This is a genomic window from Cribrihabitans neustonicus, from assembly GCF_048820895.1.
In the GTDB taxonomy this organism is placed as follows: Bacteria; Pseudomonadota; Alphaproteobacteria; order Rhodobacterales; family Rhodobacteraceae; genus Cribrihabitans_A; species Cribrihabitans_A neustonicus.
The window spans coordinates 418,858-436,682 of the sequence record NZ_JBMERQ010000001.1; the positions used below are offsets into that span (position 1 = coordinate 418,858).

General features: G+C 66.3%; 17 protein-coding genes. 13 read left to right on the forward strand and 4 right to left on the reverse strand.

Annotated elements, in window-relative coordinates:
* Nucleotides 1-15: 15 nt before the first annotated feature.
* The 4 genes from ACOHWE_RS02000 to miaA all read right to left on the reverse strand — a co-directional run bounded on the left by ACOHWE_RS02000 (nucleotide 16) and on the right by miaA (nucleotide 5,099).
* Entirely contained in the window at nucleotides 16-1,068 is a 1,053-nt protein-coding gene (locus ACOHWE_RS02000) for an ABC transporter permease (RefSeq protein ID WP_420663718.1), read from the reverse strand.
* Between the two features lie 227 nt (nucleotides 1,069-1,295).
* A complete protein-coding gene (locus tag ACOHWE_RS02005) occupies nucleotides 1,296-2,963 on the reverse strand; it encodes an ABC transporter substrate-binding protein (protein WP_420663720.1) in 1,668 nt (555 codons plus the stop codon).
* Nucleotides 2,964-3,279: 316 nt separating this feature from the next.
* Nucleotides 3,280-4,086 carry an AraC family transcriptional regulator gene (locus tag ACOHWE_RS02010; RefSeq protein WP_420663721.1) on the reverse strand — a complete coding sequence of 269 codons (807 nt, stop codon included), beginning with the start codon at nucleotides 4,084-4,086 and terminating at the stop codon, nucleotides 3,280-3,282.
* A gap of 152 nt (nucleotides 4,087-4,238) precedes the next feature.
* Entirely contained in the window at nucleotides 4,239-5,099 is an 861-nt protein-coding gene (gene miaA / locus ACOHWE_RS02015; RefSeq protein ID WP_420663722.1) for a tRNA (adenosine(37)-N6)-dimethylallyltransferase MiaA, read from the reverse strand.
* Nucleotides 5,100-5,255: 156 nt separating this feature from the next.
* Between miaA and pyrH the strand changes: the two genes are divergently transcribed.
* From pyrH to lpxB, 13 genes are all read left to right on the forward strand, one after another.
* Nucleotides 5,256-6,005 (forward strand): UMP kinase, encoded by a 750-nt coding sequence (gene pyrH / locus ACOHWE_RS02020; protein WP_420663724.1) that lies wholly within the window; start codon nucleotides 5,256-5,258, stop codon nucleotides 6,003-6,005.
* Between the two features lie 230 nt (nucleotides 6,006-6,235).
* Nucleotides 6,236-6,799: a ribosome recycling factor gene (gene frr / locus ACOHWE_RS02025; RefSeq protein WP_420663726.1), complete on the forward strand. Its 564-nt coding sequence runs from the start codon at nucleotides 6,236-6,238 to the stop codon at nucleotides 6,797-6,799.
* Nucleotides 6,800-6,808: 9 nt separating this feature from the next.
* Complete coding sequence (locus ACOHWE_RS02030; RefSeq protein ID WP_420663727.1) at nucleotides 6,809-7,579, forward strand: isoprenyl transferase; 771 nt, start codon at nucleotides 6,809-6,811, stop codon at nucleotides 7,577-7,579.
* Entirely contained in the window at nucleotides 7,576-8,373 is a 798-nt protein-coding gene (locus ACOHWE_RS02035; protein WP_420663728.1) for a phosphatidate cytidylyltransferase, read from the forward strand. The genes ACOHWE_RS02030 and ACOHWE_RS02035 overlap by 4 nt, the downstream gene beginning before the upstream one ends.
* Nucleotides 8,374-8,389: 16 nt before the next feature.
* Nucleotides 8,390-9,562 carry a 1-deoxy-D-xylulose-5-phosphate reductoisomerase gene (gene dxr / locus ACOHWE_RS02040; RefSeq protein WP_420663730.1) on the forward strand — a complete coding sequence of 391 codons (1,173 nt, stop codon included), beginning with the start codon at nucleotides 8,390-8,392 and terminating at the stop codon, nucleotides 9,560-9,562.
* Nucleotides 9,563-9,566: 4 nt separating this feature from the next.
* Complete coding sequence (rseP, locus tag ACOHWE_RS02045) at nucleotides 9,567-10,916, forward strand: RIP metalloprotease RseP (RefSeq protein ID WP_420663731.1); 1,350 nt, start codon at nucleotides 9,567-9,569, stop codon at nucleotides 10,914-10,916.
* A gap of 172 nt (nucleotides 10,917-11,088) precedes the next feature.
* The gene (locus tag ACOHWE_RS02050) at nucleotides 11,089-11,217 is read left to right on the forward strand and encodes a hypothetical protein (RefSeq protein ID WP_420663732.1); all 129 of its coding nucleotides are present in this window, start codon (nucleotides 11,089-11,091) and stop codon (nucleotides 11,215-11,217) included.
* Nucleotides 11,218-11,346: 129 nt separating this feature from the next.
* On the forward strand, nucleotides 11,347-13,734 hold the full coding sequence (gene bamA / locus ACOHWE_RS02055; RefSeq protein ID WP_420663733.1) for an outer membrane protein assembly factor BamA: 2,388 nt from the start codon (nucleotides 11,347-11,349) through the stop codon (nucleotides 13,732-13,734).
* A 4-nt stretch (nucleotides 13,735-13,738) separates the two neighbouring features.
* Nucleotides 13,739-14,383 carry an OmpH/Skp family outer membrane protein gene (locus ACOHWE_RS02060; RefSeq protein ID WP_420664659.1) on the forward strand — a complete coding sequence of 215 codons (645 nt, stop codon included), beginning with the start codon at nucleotides 13,739-13,741 and terminating at the stop codon, nucleotides 14,381-14,383.
* A gap of 109 nt (nucleotides 14,384-14,492) precedes the next feature.
* The gene (gene fabZ, locus ACOHWE_RS02065; protein ID WP_420664661.1) at nucleotides 14,493-14,960 is read left to right on the forward strand and encodes a 3-hydroxyacyl-ACP dehydratase FabZ; all 468 of its coding nucleotides are present in this window, start codon (nucleotides 14,493-14,495) and stop codon (nucleotides 14,958-14,960) included.
* Nucleotides 14,961-14,962: 2 nt separating this feature from the next.
* Complete coding sequence (gene lpxA / locus ACOHWE_RS02070) at nucleotides 14,963-15,748, forward strand: acyl-ACP--UDP-N-acetylglucosamine O-acyltransferase (protein ID WP_420663734.1); 786 nt, start codon at nucleotides 14,963-14,965, stop codon at nucleotides 15,746-15,748.
* A gap of 3 nt (nucleotides 15,749-15,751) precedes the next feature.
* Entirely contained in the window at nucleotides 15,752-16,540 is a 789-nt protein-coding gene (locus ACOHWE_RS02075) for an LpxI family protein (protein ID WP_420663736.1), read from the forward strand.
* Nucleotides 16,537-17,697 (forward strand): lipid-A-disaccharide synthase, encoded by a 1,161-nt coding sequence (lpxB, locus tag ACOHWE_RS02080; protein ID WP_420663737.1) that lies wholly within the window; start codon nucleotides 16,537-16,539, stop codon nucleotides 17,695-17,697. The genes ACOHWE_RS02075 and lpxB overlap by 4 nt, the downstream gene beginning before the upstream one ends.
* Nucleotides 17,698-17,825: the final 128 nt, after the last annotated feature.

Below are 17,825 nucleotides of genomic sequence, written 5' to 3' on the forward strand. Positions count from 1 at the left end.
GGTCCAGTTCCTCCCTTACGAAATCCGGATGCGCGGGTTCAGGTAAACGTAGCCGATGTCGGAGATCAGCTGCGTGAGCAGCACAACAAAGACCGACACGACCGAGACCGCGAGCAGGAGCTCGATGTCGTTGTTGCCTGCGGCCTCCACCAGGATCCAGCCGAAGCCCTTGTAGTTGAAAAGGGTTTCCACGATGACCACGCCGTTCAGAAGCCATGGGAACTGCAGCATGATAACGGTAAAGGGGGCGATCAGCGCGTTGCGGAGCGCGTGTTTCAGCACGATGTTGCGGAAGCTCACCCCTTTGAGCCGCGCGGTGCGGATATATTGCGCCGTCATCACCTCGGTCATCGAGGCGCGGGTCATGCGGGCGATGTAGCCCATGCCGTAAAGCGCGATGGTGAGGACCGGCAGGAAGAAGTTCTCGAATGTCGGGTTGTCGGTGGCAGCGGTGGCGGTGCCCTTGAACCACTTGAGCCCGACGGTGGAGGAGGTGAAGACCGCGATAAAGACCACGCCTGAAACATACTCGGGCGTGGCGGTGGTCAGGATCGAAACGGTGGAGAAGGAGCGGTCGGTGACCGAGCCCTCGCGCATCCCCGCCAGCACCCCGATCAGCAGCGCCGAGGGCACCATCAGCAGGAGCACCCATCCCATCAGCCGTCCGGTGTTGGCGAGCCGCTCGGCAACGATGGTGGAGACCTCATCCTTGAAACGGGTCGAATAGCCCCAGTCGCCTTGCAGGATGCCGCAGAAATCGGGGGCTTCGTCAGCAACTTCCTGCGGCACGGTGCCGATGATACAGCGCCCGCGCACGCCCTCCGCGGTCTCCATCGTCCAGCCGGGCAGCACGCCAAGCCATTGCCCGTAGCGGCTGATCATCCAGCCGCCGTGGCCGTTGTTGACCAGCCAGCTGTCCACCGCCTCATCCGACATCCGGAAGTTGCCTTGCGTCTTGGCCAGTTTTTCCAGGTTCGGATAGAGGTTGGTCAGGAAGAACACGATGAAGGTCAGGCACAGGGCCGTCAGCAGCATCACGCCCGAGCGGCGCAGAATGAATAGTCCCATTTGGGGTCCCTGTCGGTCTGGCGGGCCAGTAGCGGCGTCTGCTGCGGATCCGGGCGGGCAGTTCCTGACTCTGGACCTGGCTTGCGGATCGGGGTGGCGCGGGTCCGCTGCGGAAAGTGCTGCGGCGGAGCGGGGGCGCGGGGCACAGGCGCGGGCGGCGGCCGTCGTCGCTGGAGCGCACCGCCCCGGGCGGGGGCGGTGCAGGGGTCATATCAGGGCCGGGCGGCTCAGGCCGCGAAGCCCCACTTGTAGTGGTGATGCTCGAAGGCGATATGCATGTCCGCCCCCATCACGTTGTCGCGCATGTGGCGGTAGAGCGAGCGCCAGTAGGGCTGGATGGTGACGCCTTCTTCCTGGATCAGCGCCTCGCCCTTGGCGGCGACCTCGCGGCGCTTTTCCGCATCGGCGATCGACAGCGCCTCGGTCAGGAGCGCGTCGAACTCGGGGTTCGACCAGCCGAACTCGTTCCAGGCCTCGCCCGACTTGTAGGCCAGCGACCAGATCTGCACGCCAAGCGGGCGGTGGTTCCAGTTGGTGGAGCTGAACGGGTATTTCACCCAGTCGTTCCAAAAGGTGGAGCCGGGCAGCACGGTGCGCTTCACCTTGAAGCCGGCATCGCGCAGCTGGGCGGCGACGGCATCGGTGGTATTGCGGCGCCAGTCGTCGTCGATCGAGATGATCTCGTGCTCGAAGTCCATCATGCCGGCCTCTTCCATCAGGGCGCGGGCGGCGTCGGGATCCGGTTCCTGCCTGGGCAGCTCGGCATATTCCGGGTGAATCGGGCCGATGTGATGGTTTTCGGCCAGCTCGCCGCGGCCGCCGTAGCCGAGTTCCAGGCAGACGGAATTGTCGACCGCCATCTGGATCGCCTTGCGCACGCGCTTGTCGGCATAGGGAGTCTTCCCGTCGACCTCGGCCAGCTGGTTGGGGCGGATCACGATAGTGGACATGGTGACCACTTCGGATTTCTTGTAACCGAGCCCGTCCATCACGTCGATAAATTCGCCCACAGATTCATAGAGCATATCGACCTCTTCCGACTCCAGCGCCGCGAGCCAGGAGGAGGGGTCGGTGCCGAAGTCGATGTATTCGATACGATCGAGCGCCGGGCGGCCGAAGACCTCCTCGCCCCACCAGGTGTGGTCCTCGCTGCGCTCCAGAACCGCCTTCACGCCGACGTCGAGCTGGGTGAGCTTGTAGGGGCCGGTGCCGACGTTCTGGGTGAAGTCGTCGGTCTGGAAGGAGGAATGCACGATGGCGGCGGGGTAATCCGACATATTGGCAATCAGCGAGATATCGGAGGCGGGCAGGTTGAGGCGGACGGTGTGGCTGTCCGCGACTTCGATCACGCCTTCGCCGGCCTTGCCGGTGTCCGCGTCGATCAAAGTAGCGAAACGGCCCGCCATGGAGTTGCCTTCCATCGCCTTGTCGCACCAGCGCTCGATGTTGCGGGCGACATCCTCGGCGGTGAAGTCGTCGCCGTTGTTCCACTTCACGCCCTTGCGGACGTTCAGGGTGTAGACGGTCGCGTCCTCGTTGATCTCCCAGCTTTCCAGGAGCATCGGGCTGAAGGAGCCATCATTGTTGTATTCAACCAGGTATTCCAGGGTGCCGCGGGATTCATTGCCCATTTCGGACCAGTCGTAGGTGCGCGGGTCCTTCAGTGGCTTCACCAGCATCTGCACCCGCAGCGTGCCGCCGTCCTGCATGGGCGCGCCTGCCGCGCGGGCGGGCGCGTCGAGGCCGATCATGCCGTAGGCAGCAGCCGAGGTGACGCCAAGGGCGGTGGCGCGGGTCAGGAACTCGCGGCGGTCCAGCTTGCCTTCGAGCACCTCCCGCGCATGCATCTTCGCGGCCCAGTGGACGGGGGCGCCGTTGATGGTGTCTTTCGTCATGTCGATCTCCCTGTTGCACCGCTCTGGTGTCATTTCTTGCAGACAATGGCACGGCCGAGCGGCCGGCTCTGGATTTCTAACTGTCTGACTGGATTAAACCTTCCCCATGCCGGTATTCCGCATCACTTGGCGGGGTTCGTCAATGCACAGTTTCGGCAAACAGAGGCAAAAAAGCGACATTTCCGGGGTCGCTACTGTAAAATCCGGCGGTGCTGTGCCGATGGACTGGGCAGAACTGCCCAGTTTGCGGCCGAACGGGCGTCCGGGCGCAGGCGCGCCGGGACGGTGCCGGGGAAAGCACCGGGGTCACAGCCTGTTAGGCGGTGGTGCGGGCGCTGCGGCGAAGCTCGCTCGGGGTGCGGCCAGTGTGCTGGGAGATGAAGCGGGTGAAATAGGCCGCGCTGCCGAAGCCGAGCTGGCCTGCTATGTCGCGGATCGGCAGGTCGGAGCCGATCAGCAGGCTGCGGGCCGCGTGCAGCTGGTGTTCGGTCAGCAGCGCGGCGGCGGTCTTGCCGGTCTCCTGCTTGCAGACCCGGGTAAGATGCGTCGGCGTCACCTTCAGCGCTGCCGCGTGGCCTGCCATGTTGCTATGGGCAGAACGGTATTCGGCAATGCGGGCGCAATACGCGCGGCACAGCCGTTCGGCGGCCGGCGGGCGCTGCTCCAGCGGACCCGCCGGCAGCAGCCGCTGCAGCAGGATGCCCGCGAGATCGCAATAGGCGTGCAGGGCCCGCTGCCAGAGCGCGGCGCCGCCTTGCTGTTCGCCCTGCATGGCGTCAAACAGCGTGCCGATACCGGCCTGGTGTTCCGGGTCTGCAACCCGCAGGCAAAGCGGTGCCGGGGGCAGTGCCGCGGGCTCCGCGGCGGCGGCGAGGATGCGGGCCTCGGCATCTGCGGAGAAAGCCGCCGACCAGAGCGTGCCGGCCGGAATGTTCAACAGGCTGTACGGCCCCGCGTCGTGGCATTTGCCCGCAAGCATCAGCTTGGCCGATCCCTTGGTGAGCCAGATCAGCAGGTGGCTGCGGCGGGCATGCGCCAGCGCGGTCTGCCAGGCACCGTCCGGGGCCAGCTGGGCTAGGGTGGCAATTCGGCAGTCGTCGGCGGGGCTCGGATCAAACGGCATAATTTCGCTCGGTATCTTAAAAATTAATTTTTGTAACGCCAAGAGGGCATGAAAAGCCGATTCGGGCAAGGATGCTTAAATATTGAAGGAATTTGTCTGAGGCCGGGCCGCGGGGGCGGCCGGGCAAGAGCCGGCGCGGCGCCGGGGGCGGCTCAGGTCGGGGTCAGGCGGTGCCAGGCCTGCATGCGGGCGCGGAACCAGCTGCGCTGGCGCTTGGCGAACTGGCGGGTGGCAATGGCGGCGCGCTCTCGGGCCTGGCCGAGGGAGAGCTCGCCAGTGACATGTGCCATCAGCTCGGGCACGCCGATCGCCTTGCAGGAAGGCAGCGCCGGGTCGTAGCGGTCCTGCATCGCGCGGACTTCCTCCAGCGCGCCCGCTTCCAGCATTCCGGCAAAGCGCTGGCGGATGCGGGCTTCGAGCCAGTCCTTGGGCGTATCCAGAACCAGCGGGGCGCACGCGGAGAGCGGCAGCGCTGGGGGCGGGGTGTCGTCCTGCCAGTCCGCAAGCGGCCGGCCGGTGGCGCGCAGCACCTCCCAGGCGCGCTGCACCCTGGCGCGGTTCTGGCGGTCGATGCGGGCGGCAGTGCCCGCGTCGAGCCCGTGGAGCAGCGTTTCGAGATCGAGCGCGTCGGCTTCCTTGCGGACCTCTGCCGGGGTGGCGGGGATTTCGGCCAGGCCCTCGGTCAGTGCGGTGAAATAAAGTCCGGTGCCGCCGACGATGATTGGGCGTTCGGGGCCGTCGAGCAGCGGCAGCACCTCGCGCAGCCAGTGGCCCGCGGAATAGGGCGCGTCATAGGGCAGGTGCCCATAGAGCGCATGCGGCGCCCGGGCTTCCTCGCCGGGCGACGGGCGCGCGGTTACCACCCGCCAGCAGTCATAGACCTGGCTGGCATCGGCGTTGACGATGACCCCGCCCTGCGTTTCGGCAATCTCCAGCGCCAGCGCCGATTTGCCCGAAGCAGTGGGGCCGGCAATCAGCACCGGTTTGCCGGGGTCGATATCGGGCAGGTTCATGGCGGCTCCCTCTGGGCGGTTCGAAAAGAGCGGATTTCCGGGAGGTTGCGCCGGGCGCTGCCGCCAGCGGCGGAAACGGGCCGGCGCGCATTGAAACCGGCCGCGATTTGCTCCATTTTGCGCGCAAATTAACCCAGCCATTCTCTGGAGCGCAACATGCCTCAAACCGAAGTACAGCCGGAAGACCGTCCGGCCACAACCTACAAACGTGTCATGCTGAAAATTTCCGGCGAGGCGCTGATGGGGGACCAGGGATATGGCCTGCATCCGCCCACCGTGCAGCGCATCGCCCGCGAGGTGAAATCGGTGCGCGACATGGGCGTCGAGATCTGCATGGTGATCGGCGGCGGCAACATCTTCCGCGGGCTCTCCGGCTCGGCACAGGGGATGGAACGCACCACTGCCGATTACATGGGAATGCTCGCCACGGTGATGAACGCGCTGGCGATGCAGTCGGCGCTGGAAGGCATGGGGGTCTTCACCCGGGTAATCTCGGCGATCCGCATGGATGAGGTGGCCGAGCCCTACATCCGCCGCCGCGCCGTGCGGCACCTGGAGAAGAAGCGGGTCTGCATCTTTGCCGCTGGTACCGGCAACCCCTATTTCACCACTGACACCGCGGCGACGCTGCGCGCCAATGAAATGGCCTGCGAGGCGATCTTTATGGGCAAGAACGGGGTCGATGGCGTCTATGACAAGGACCCGGCCATCCACGCCGACGCGGTGCGCTATGACGAGATCAGCTATGACGACGTTCTCGCCAAGCGGCTGCGGGTGATGGACGCCTCTGCGATTGCGCTGGCGCGGGACAACAACCTGCCGCTGATCGTTTTCCCGCTGGACGAGCCTGGCGGCTTCCGTGGCATTCTTGCAGGCGAAGGCACCTATACCAAGGTGCAGGACTGAGGCCGGGCTTCCGGCACGGTGTGAGTACAGGACGGGCTGTGCGGCCCGTCCGCCGGTCTGCCGCCGCCGCCTGACCCTGCAGAGGAGGCGGATGGCCGCTGGCGGAGGCGAAGCTGGCGGGCCTTGCGCCGCAAAAGCGGCAATGAAACCTGCGGCGGATCGCTATACAATGACCTCCCAATGGCTTAAGAGCCTCATGAAGACCGCCTCACACAAGGGGAGAGAGCAGCATGTCTGACGAATTTGAACTGGATACCGACGCCCTGAAACGCCGTATGGACGGCGCGATGGCCAATTTGCGAACCGAATTTGCATCCCTGCGCACCGGCCGGGCCTCGGCTTCGATGCTGGAGCCGGTGATGGTGGATGCCTACGGCTCGATGACGCCGATCAACCAGGTCGGCACTGTGAACGTGCCGGAGCCGCGCATGGTTACCGTCAACGTCTGGGACAAGGGCCTGGTCGGCAAAGTGGAAAAGGCGATTCGCGAATCCGGGCTTGGCATCAACCCGCAGCTCAATGGCACCATCATCATGCTGCCGATCCCCGAGCTGAACGAGGAGCGCCGCCGCGAGCTGACCAAGGTTGCGGGCCAGTATGCTGAACACGCCCGCGTTGCCATCCGCAACGTGCGCCGCGACGGCATGGACCAGATCAAGAAGGCCAAGGCCGACGGCATGTCCGAGGACGACCAGAAGTTCTGGGAAGCCGAGGTGCAGGAACTGACCGACAAGATGATCAAATCGGTTGATGATGCGCTTGAGCACAAGCAAGCTGAGATCATGCAGGTCTGACCGCGGATCATGCCGGGAGCCTCCGATACGCACGCCCAGGCCGCCGCTGACGCGGCCAGGGACACGGCGGCGGCCGGGCCGGGCCCGCGCCACGTCGCCATCATCATGGACGGCAACGGGCGCTGGGCCCAGGCCCGCGGCCGGCCCCGGCTGTTCGGCCACCACGCGGGCGCCAAACGGGTGCGCGAGGTGGTGGAATGCTGCCCGGCTCTGGGCATTAAGTACCTGACGATATTTGCCTTTTCGACCGAGAACTGGAAGCGCACCCAGACCGAGGTTGCAGGGCTGATGAGTCTGTTCCGGCGGTATATCTCCAAGGAGATGAAGGCGCTGGCCGCCAAGAACGTGCGGGTGCGCTTCATCGGCGACCGGCTGCGGCTCGATGCCAAGCTGACCGGGCTGATGGACAAACTGGAGCGCGAGACCGAAGGCAACGACGGCACTCACCTGACCATCGCGCTGAACTATGGCGGCCGGGATGAGGTGGCGCGCGCCACCAAACGGCTGGCGCGCGATGTCGCGGCGGGCAAGCTCAGTCCCGAGGACGTCGATCTGGAAACCTTGCCGCGCTACCTCGACACCCATGTTCTGCCGGATCCTGACCTTGTGATCCGGACCAGCGGGGAGGCGCGGATCTCGAACTTCCTGCTCTGGCAGTCGGCCTATGCCGAGTACGAGTTCATCGACACGCTATGGCCGGATTTCACCTCCGATGAGCTGGCGCGGCTGTGCAAGAGCTTCGGCAGCCGCGACCGCCGTTTCGGGGCGGTGAAAACATGAGCGGCGGCACAGCAGGCGGAACCGGCGGCAAGGGCCGCTGGGCGGATCTGGCACCGCGGGCGGCTTCGGCGCTGGTGATGATTCTGGTCGCGGGCTTTGCGGTTTGGGCCGGCGGCATGGTGTTTGCCGCGATGGTCGCGGCGCTGGCGGGCGGCATGGTCTGGGAGCTGGTCCGGATGCTGGACCAGGGCCGCGGCACTAGTGCGCTGCTTTTGGGGGGCTTGTGTTTTGCCGCGGTGCTGGCGGCGGCGCTGCTGCCGCCGATCTGGGCACTGCCGATTCTGGCGGCACCGGCACTGGCGGGGGCAGGGCAGCTGTCGCGCAACCGGGGCTATTTCATCGGCTTCACGCTTTGGGTGATGTTTGCCGCCTTCGGCTTCATCTGGCTGCGCAACGTGCTGGGCGCGCCCTGGATGCTGTGGCTGATCGGCCTGGTGGTGGCGACGGACGTGGCGGGCTACTTCGCGGGCAAGACTTTTGGCGGGCCCAAGCTCTGGCCGCGTGTCAGCCCCAAGAAAACTTGGAGCGGCGCGTCGGCCGGCTGGCTGGCGGCGGCGCTGACGGGAGCGGGCTTTGCCGCCGCGGCGGGGCTGGGCATCGGCATCGTGGCACTATCGGTGCTGCTCTCGATGGCGAGCCAGGCCGGCGACATCGCCGAGAGCGCGCTCAAACGCAAGATGGGCGTGAAGGACTCGAGTGCGCTGATCCCGGGCCACGGCGGTCTCCTGGACCGCTTCGACGGCATGCTGGGCGCGGCGGCCATGTTCCTGGCGGCGCTGCCCTTCCTGGGATAACCAGAACGGAAGAAACATGCGGAAGATTTCCATATTCGGGGCCACCGGGTCGATTGGGCAGAACACGCTCGACCTGATCCGGCGCGCTCCCGGCAGCTATGACGTGGTGGCGCTGACCGGCGGCGCCAATATCGCGCAGCTGGCCGCGGATGCGCGGGAGTTCAGCGCGGATGTGGCCGTCACCGCTCATGCGGACCGGCTGGAGGAACTGCGCGCGGCGCTGGCGGGGTCCGGCGTGGAGGCGGCGGCGGGGCAGGCGGCGCTCATGGAGGCCGCAGCACGGCCTGCGGACTGGATCATGTCCGCGATCGTCGGCGCGGCCGGGCTGGCACCGGGGCTGGAGGCCGCAAAGCACGGCACCACGCTGGCGCTTGCCAACAAGGAATCGCTGGTCTGTGCAGGCCCGCTCCTGATGCAGACGGCGGCGGAGCACGGCGCCCGGGTTCTGCCGGTCGACAGCGAGCATTCGGCGGTGTTCCAGGCGCTGGCGGGCGAGGACACCTCGGCGGTAGAGCGGGTGGTGATCACCGCTTCCGGCGGGGCGTTCCGCGACTGGCCGCTGGAGAAGCTCGCAGACGCCACCCTGGCAGAGGCGTCCTCGCACCCGAACTGGGACATGGGCCAGCGGATCACCATCGACAGCGCGTCAATGTTCAACAAGGCGCTGGAAGTCATTGAGACACGGGAATATTTCGGCATCGCGCCTGAGCGGATCGAGGTGCTGGTGCATCCGGAATCTCTGGTGCACGCGCTGGTCGGTTTTTCCGACGGCGCGCTGATGGCGCATCTCGGCGCACCCGACATGCGCCATGCCATCGGTTACGCGCTGCACTGGCCCGAACGCCGCCCGCTGCCGGTGGAACGGCTGGATCTGGCCCGCATCGGGCAGCTCAGCTTCCGCGCGCCGGATCCGGCCCGCTACCCGGCGCTCCGGCTTGCCTATGAGGTGATGAAGGCGGGCGGGCTGATGGGAGCGGCCTTCAACGCCGCGAAGGAACAGGCGCTCGACGACTTCATTGCGGGCCGCATCCGCTTCACCGATATGGCCGCCGTCGCAGAGACTGTACTGGAGCGCCTGGCGGCGGAGCCGGGCCTCATCAATGCCGCAATGACGCTTGATAACGTGATGCAGGTTGACCACATATCCCGGAAAGAGGCCGCAAAAGCCGCCGCAGAACGCATAGGGTAGACCATTGGACGCACTCTCTTTCGTCCCGCAGTTCGGCGGGTTTCTCTATACCGTTGCCAGTTTCGTGGTGGCGCTGTCGGTGATCGTGGCGGTGCATGAGTATGGCCACTACATCGTCGGCCGCTGGTCGGGCATCCATGCCGAGGTGTTCTCCATCGGCTTTGGCCCGGTGCTGTGGAGCCGCGCCGACAAGCGCGGCACCCGCTGGCAGATCGCGCTCTTGCCCTTTGGCGGCTATGTGAAGTTCCTGGGCGATGCCGATGCGGCGTCGGGCAAGGATGCCAAGACCATGGCTGCCGCTGCAGGCGATGCTGCGGCGCTGCGCCGGACCATGCATGGCGCGCCGCTCTGGGCGCGCTCGGCCACGGTGGCGGCGGGGCCCGTCTTCAACTTCGTGATGTCGGCGGCGATCTTTGCCGCCATCGCGCTGACGCAGGGCGTGCTGCGCGACCCGCCTGCCGTGGGCACGCTGGCGCCGCTGCCGGGGTTCGAGAACGGGTTGCAGGAGGGTGACGAGCTGTTGACCGCAGGCGGCCTGCCGGTGCCGGATTTTGCTGACACCGCTGCCTGGGCCGCGTTCCGTTCCGGGCTGCCGCAGGAGCATCCGCTGGACTACACCGTCCGCCGCGATGGCAGCGAGATCGCGGTGAGCGGCCCTTACCTCTACCCGCCCTATGTGCGCGGCGTGGTGCCGCGCAGCGCGGCGGCGGATGCCGGGCTGATGCCCGGTGACGTGATCACCGCGGTGGATGGCAGCCCCGTCGTCTCTTTTGACCAGTTGAAGACCCATGTGGAGGCGGCGGACGGCAAGCCGCTGCTGCTCTCTGTCTGGCGGGATGGAGAAGAGGTGGAGATGGCGCTGGCGCCGCGGCGCACCGACGAGCCGCAGGCGGATGGCGGTTTCGCCACCCGCTGGCGCATCGGCATCATCGGCGGGCTGGCCTTTGAGCCTGCAACCGAGCCTGCCGGGCTGGGCGCATCTCTTGTGGCCGGCGCGGCGCAGGTCTGGGCGGTGGTGGAGACCTCGCTGTCGGGGCTGAAGCACATGATCACCGGCGCGATCAGCACCTGCAACCTCTCCGGTCCCATCGGCATTGCCGAGACCTCGGGCGCGATGGCGAGCCAGGGGGCAGAGAGCTTTATCCGGTTCATCGCGGTGCTGTCGACCGCGGTGGGTCTCTTGAACCTGTTCCCGGTGCCTGCGCTCGATGGCGGCCACCTGATGTTCTACGCCTATGAGGCGGTGGCGGGCCGTCCGCCGAGCGACCGGGCTGTGCGGGTGCTGATGTCCCTGGGCGTGGCGATCGTGCTGGGGCTGATGCTGTTTGCGCTTGGCAACGACCTGTTCTGCTGATCCGGCCTGAAGCTGGTTGAGGCTGGCCATTCCCGGCCTTCGCGGCAGTTGGGCCGCATTCCTGCCCAACTGCCGCCACATTCCCCCGTTAACGATTTTCTAATCGGAAACAGGCTGCCGCCCGCCCGGGTGTGGAGTGCGGCGGCTGCACAAGCACAAACTGGGGGTAGCCATGCAAGACGCTCTTACGCAATCCTGCCGCGGGCTTGGGCTGTTGATGCGGCTCAACTGGGACCGCGCACTCACCGCCTTCACCATCGTGGCGGCGCTGGCGGCGGCGGGCTGGGCGGTGCCTGCCTGATTCCGCGCGTTCCCCGCCGTGATTCGGCGGCGGGACCAACCCCCCAAATGCGGCCTTGTTGGTTTTGACAACCGCATGCAAACCCGCTACGCACGTGCCAAAGCGGCTACTATAAGCGGGTTATAAAGAATGGTTTGGGGGAAAGTCGCAGGTAAATCCTGTGGGCAAAAGAAATCGGGCATCAACATCTTGTACCGGAAAGTGTCGGCAATTTCTCTGGCCGTTGCCTTGGGTTACGCCTTGGCACCGCTGCCTGCCGGCGCGCAATCCTACCGCTTCACCGCGGTGGAAGTCGAAGGCAACCAGCGCATCCAGTCCTCGACCGTCGTGGCCTATACCGGCATCGGGCGCGGCGAGGCGGTGAGCGCCGGCGAGCTCAACGACGCCTACCAGCGCATCGTTGACAGTGGTGTATTTGAGACAGTCGAGCTGGAGCCGCGCGGCAACACGCTGGTCATCAAGGTCACCGAATTCCCGACCATCAGCCAGATCAGCTATGAGGGCAACCGCCGCATCAAGGACGAGACGCTGGAGGAGGTGGTGGAATCCGCCCCGCGCCGGGTCTTCAACCCGGCCCAGGCCGAGCGCGACGCCGCGGCCATCGCCGATGTCTACAGCGTGCAGGGCCGCCTGGCTTCGCGGGTGACGCCGCGCATCATCCGGCGCAGCAACAACCGAGTCGATCTGGTGTTCGAGATTTCCGAAGGCGACACCATTGAGGTTGAGCGTGTTTCCTTCACTGGTAACCGTGTCTTTTCCGACCGCCGGCTGCGCCGGGTGCTGGAAACCAAGCAGGCGGGCATCCTGCGCGCTTTCATCCGGGCCGATACACTGATCGAGGACCGCCTGGAGTTCGACCGTCAGGTCCTGCGCGATTTCTACCAGTCGCGCGGCTATGTTGATTTCCGCATCAACAGCACCAACGCCGAAGTGACCCGTGCCCGCGATGCGGTCTTCCTCGTGGTGGATGTGACCGAAGGCCAGCAGTTCCGCTTTGGCGAGATCTCGGTCACCAGCGAGATCCCCGAGGCGCGTTCGGCCGAGTTCTTCCGGGCGCTGAAGATCAAGCCCGGTGTGGTCTATTCGCCGACGCTGGTGGAGAATTCGATCGACCGGATGGAAGGGCTGGCGGTCAAAAAGGAAATCGACTTCCTGCGCGTCGAGCCCCGCGTAACCCGCAACGACCGCGACTTGACGCTGGACGTGGAGTTCGTGCTGACCCGCGGCCCGCGCGTGTTTGTCGAGCGCATCGACATCGAGGGCAACACCACCACGCTGGACCGGGTGATCCGGCAGCAGTTCCGGGTGGTGGAGGGCGACCCCTTCAACCCGCGCGAGATCCGCAACAGCGCCGAACGCATCCGCGCGCTGGGGTACTTTGCCGAGGCTGAGGTGGACGTGCGCGAGGGCAGCTCGCCCAGCCAGGTGGTGGTCGACGTGGACGTCGAAGAGCAGCCCACGGGCTCGCTCAACCTCGGCGGCTCCTATTCGGTGACCGACGGTTTCGGGCTGAATGTCGGCGTGACCGAGAACAACTTCCTGGGCCGCGGCCAGCGGCTGTCGTTCTCGGTTTCGACCGCGACCGAGGCGGAGCAGTATGTGCTGGGCTTCACCGAGCCCTTCCTGCTTGGCCGCGAGCTGCGCCTGGATCTGGACCTCGGCCTGACCGAAACCGACTCCAGCTTCTCGCAATATGACACCAGCCGGGCGTTCTTCAGCCCGGCGCTGACCTTCAAGACCGGCGAAAACTCGAGCGTCCGGCTGGGCTACACCTGGAAGCAGGACGAAATGCTGCGCCGCGACGACGACCCGAGCGGGCTGGACCTGGGTCCGGTGGTGCGCAGCGAGACCGCACAGGGCGAGCGGTCGACCAGTTCGATCGGTGTTGCCTACCGCTATGATACCCGCTTGACCGGCCTGGACCCGAATGCGGGCTTCCTGGTCGAGATCGGCGCCGACTACGCGGGTCTTGGCGGGGACAATGAATACCTGAAGACCAGCTCCAAAATCGTGGCGCAGCGCACGGTCCTGAACGAGGAGGTCACCCTGCGGGCGACGCTGGAATCCGGAGCCCTGCAGTGGAAGAGCGACGGTTTCAGCCGTTCGATCGACCGCTACGTTCTGACGCCCTCGATCATGCGCGGCTTCGAGCCGGGCGGCATTGGTCCGCGCGATGTCTCGGCGATGGCGGGCGGCGGCAACTACAACGACTTCCTGGGCGGCAACTACTATGCGGTGGCGCGGTTCGACGCGGAATTCCCGCTTGGCCTGCCCGAGGAAATCGGCATGCGCGGCGGTCTGTTCTACGATGTCGGCAACCTTTGGGGGCTGGAAGACGTGAACACCTCCGGTGCGGACATCGAGGGCCGCAACGGCTCCTACCGGCATGTGGTGGGCGTGTCGCTGCTGTGGACCACGGGCATCGGCCCCCTGCGGTTCAACTTCTCCAAAGCTTTGAAGAAAGAGAGCTTTGACGAAGAGCAGAACTTCGACCTCACGCTGCAGGCGAAGTTCTGAGGCGATGCGCGGCGGCGGGCTGAAGCTTGCGGCCGCGCTGGCCTGCCTCGCGGCGGCGCCGGTGCTGGCCCAGACGCCGGGATCGGAGCCCGGAGCGGCGGCTCCCGGCACGTCTCCCCGCGGCAGCTTTCTGCAAGGCTATAACGGCGGTGCGGGCTTCCGGCTTGGCACACCGCAGAGCGGCATCCTGACCATCCAGCCCGAACGGCTGTTCTCCGAAAGTGCCTATGGCAAGCGGGTTGCGCGCGAAATCGAGGCGGAAGGTGCGGTTCTCACCGCTGAAAACCGCCGCATCGAGGCCGAGCTGCGCGCCGAGGAGCTGGAACTGGCCGAGCGGCGTGCAGAAATGGAGCCGGAAGCTTTCCGGGCGCTTGCCGATGCTTTCGACGAGAAGGTGCAGGAGACGCGGCGCGCGCAGGATCAGAAACTGCGCGAGATCAGCCAAATGGGCGAGAGCGCGCGGCGCGAGTTCATGACTGCCTCGCTGCCGGTTCTGCAGGAGATCATGCGGGAGACCGGCGCGGGGGCAATCCTTGAGCATTCCTCGGTGTTCCTGAGTGCCGATTCCGCCGATATCACCAGTCTCGCCATTGCCCGCATCGACGCGGTGCTGGGCGACGGCAGCACCTCCCGCAGCCGCGCGCCCTAGGTGCAGCCAACTGTCCGGATCCGCCGCCAGCTTGCCGAAACCGCCGCCGCTTGCTAGGGACGGCGCAACACTTCTGAAATCCTTTCCGCAATCCATGGGAAAAGCACGCATGACCACCGAGCTGCAAAGCGCCGATATTCAACTGATCCAGCGGATCCTGCCGCACCGCTACCCGTTCCTGCTGGTGGACAAGGTGGTTGATATCGACAGCTACAAATCGGCGCGCGGCATCAAGAACGTGACCATGAACGAGCCGCATTTCCAGGGCCACTTCCCGGGCACGCCGATCATGCCGGGCGTCACCATCATCGAGGCGATGGCGCAGACCGCGGGGGTGATGCTGGGCGTTGGCATGGATATCGTCGACACCGATCTGCTGATCTACTTCATGAACATCGACAAGTGCAAATTCCGCCGCAAGGTGGTGCCGGGCGATGTGCTGGAGATGCATGTGGAGACCCTGCGGGGCAAGCCGGGCGGCAAGATCTTCAAGTTCTCCGGCCGTGCCACGGTGGATGGCGAAGTGGCGGCCGAGGCCGAGTTCTCGGCCATGGTGGACGTGCAGAAGGACGCATGAGCATGAGCCGGATTCACCCCAGCGCCGTGATCGAAGAAGGTGCCAGGATTGGCGAGGACTGCGAGATCGGCCCGTTCTGCGTGGTCGGCCCCGATGCGGTACTGGGGGACCGGGTGGTTCTGAAATCCCATGTCGTTGTCACCGGCGATACCGAGATCGGCGATGAGACGGTGGTCTTCCCGTTTGCGGTCCTTGGCGAAATCCCGCAGGATCTGAAGTTCAAGGGCGAGAAAGCCCGCACGGTGATTGGCAAGCGCAACCGCATCCGCGAGCATGTGACCGTGAACGCGGGCACCGAGGGCGGCGGCGGGATCACCCGCATCGGCGATGACGGGCTGTTCATGGCGGGCTGCCATATCGCCCATGACGCCCAGGTCGGCGACCGGGTGATCGTGGTGAACTCCGCCGCGGTGGCCGGGCACTGCGTGCTTGAGGATGATGTCATTATCGGCGGTCTGTCGGGCATTCACCAGTGGGTGCGCATCGGCAAGGGCGCCATCATCGGCGCGGTCACCATGGTGACAAACGACGTGATCCCCTATGGCCTCGTGCAGGCGCCGCGCGGCGAGCTGGACGGTCTGAACCTGGTCGGGCTCAAACGCCGCGGCGTGGCCCGCAGCGACATCACCGCTCTGCGGGCGGCCTTTCAGATGCTGGCGCAGGGGGAAGGCACTTTCCAGGAGCGCGCCAAGCGGCTGGGGGACGAAACCGACAGCGACTACGTGCAGGAAATCGTTGCCTTCATCACCGGCGGCAGTGACCGTTCCTTCCTGACCCCGGGGGGCTGAGCCATGCTGGCTGTGATCGCGGGTTCCGGGCAGCTGCCTGCCGAAGTCGCCGCCCGCGCCCCGGGGCGGCCGCTGGTCTGCGCGATGGAAGGGTCGCTTCCGGACTCGGTGGACCCGGAGATTGTCTTCCGGCTCGAGCAGCTCGGCAGCTTTCTTGAGCGGCTGAAGGCGGCGGAAGTCACCGAGATCTGTATGGCGGGCGCGGTGCGCCGGCCGAATATCGACCCTGCCGCAATCGATGCGGCCACCCTGCCGCTGGTGCCTGCGCTGCAAGGCGCGTTGGCTTCCGGCGATGACGGCGCACTGCGGGCAGTCATCGGGATCTTCGAACAGGCAGGCTTTGCCGTGCGCGCCGCGCATGAGGTGGCGCCGGACCTGCTGATGGCCGCAGGCGTGCCGACCCGCGTGCAGCCGGGTGAGCTGGACAAGGCGGATGCGGAACGCGGGGCGGAGATCGTCGCTGCGATGAGTGCCGCCGACATCGGCCAGTCCTGCGCCGTGCGCGGCCGCCAGGCGATTGCGGTCGAGAACATCTTCGGCACCGACTGGATGCTCGCGGTGCTCTCCCAGCGGCCGGACGGGCAGGGCGGGCTCATGTTTAAGGCGCCCAAACCAGGCCAGGACCGCCGCGCCGATCTTCCCGCCATCGGTGCTGCGACGGTAGAAGCGGCGGCCAGGGCCGGGCTCTCCGGCATCGTGCTGGAGGCGGGCGGCGTCATCGTGCTGGATCAGGCGGCGGTGATCGAAGCCTGCGACCGTCTGGGGTTGTTCCTCTGGCTGCGTGAGGCATGAGCCTCAAGGTCTTCATCCTCGCGGGCGAGCCTTCGGGCGACCGGCTTGGCGGGGCTCTGATGCGGGGGCTCAAGGAATTGGAGCCCGGTGTCTCCTTTGAGGGTATCGGCGGGCCGGTGATGGCCGCGCAGGGGCTCAGCTCGCGCTTCCCGATGGAGGAGCTGTCGGTCATGGGGCTTGCCGAGGTGCTGCCCAAATACCGCCATCTCAAGCGCCGTATCCGCGAGACCGCCGAGGCGGTGCTCGCGATGCAGCCGGACGTGCTCATTACCATCGACAGTCCGGATTTCTCTCTGCGGGTGGCGAAGCTGGTGAAAGCTGCGAGCACCATCCGCACCGTGCACTACGTGGCGCCCTCGGTCTGGGCCTGGCGGCCTGGCCGGGCGGCGAAGATGGCGGGGGTCATTGACCACGTGCTGGCGCTGCTGCCGTTCGAGCCGCCCTATATGGAAGCCGCCGGGATGGAGTGCGATTTTGTCGGCCACCCGGTGGTGTCGGAGCCGCAGGCCACGCCGCAGGAGATCGCCCGGTTCCGCGCCGATTTCGGCCTTGCCGATGCGCCGTACTTGCTGGTGCTGCCGGGCTCGCGCCGCTCGGAAGTGGCGCGGCTGGCGCCGGTTTTTGGCGAGTCGGTGAAGCCGTTCCTGGAGGCGCACCCGGACTACAAGGTGGTTGTGCCCGCCGCGGAACCGGTGGCTGACCTTGTGCAGCAGCACCTGGGCCTCTGGCCGGGCAAGCCGATCATGCTGGACCCGCGCGCGCTGACACCGGAGCTTGCCGCGGCCCGCAAGCGCGCGACTTTTGCCGGGGCGGAGCTGGCGCTGGCGGCCTCTGGCACGGTGTCACTGGAGCTGGCCGCAGCGGCGACGCCGATGGTGATCGCTTATGACTTCCAGTGGCTGACCTGGCAGATCATGAAACGTATGGCGCTGATCGACACGGTGACACTTGTGAACCTGGTGAGCGACACCCGCGTGGTGCCGGAATGCCTCGGCCCCGCCTGCACGCCGGAACGCATCGCCGCCAAGCTCGGCGAGGTGGCACGGGCGCCCGGGGCGCAGAAAGCGGCTATGGCGCTTACCATGGAGCGGCTGGGCCGGGGTGGCGAAGCTCCCGGTCTGCGCGCGGCGCGGGCGGTGCTGGAGCGGCTCGGCTGACGGGCATAAGCGACCCGGTTTCCGGACAACTGGAGTAAAGCAGGGCGCTGAGCCTGCGTTTATCTTTCGGATTGAAGGATTTGGCTGAGACGCGCCCAGGGGCAGGTCTGACCTTGCGCGCCGGTTTG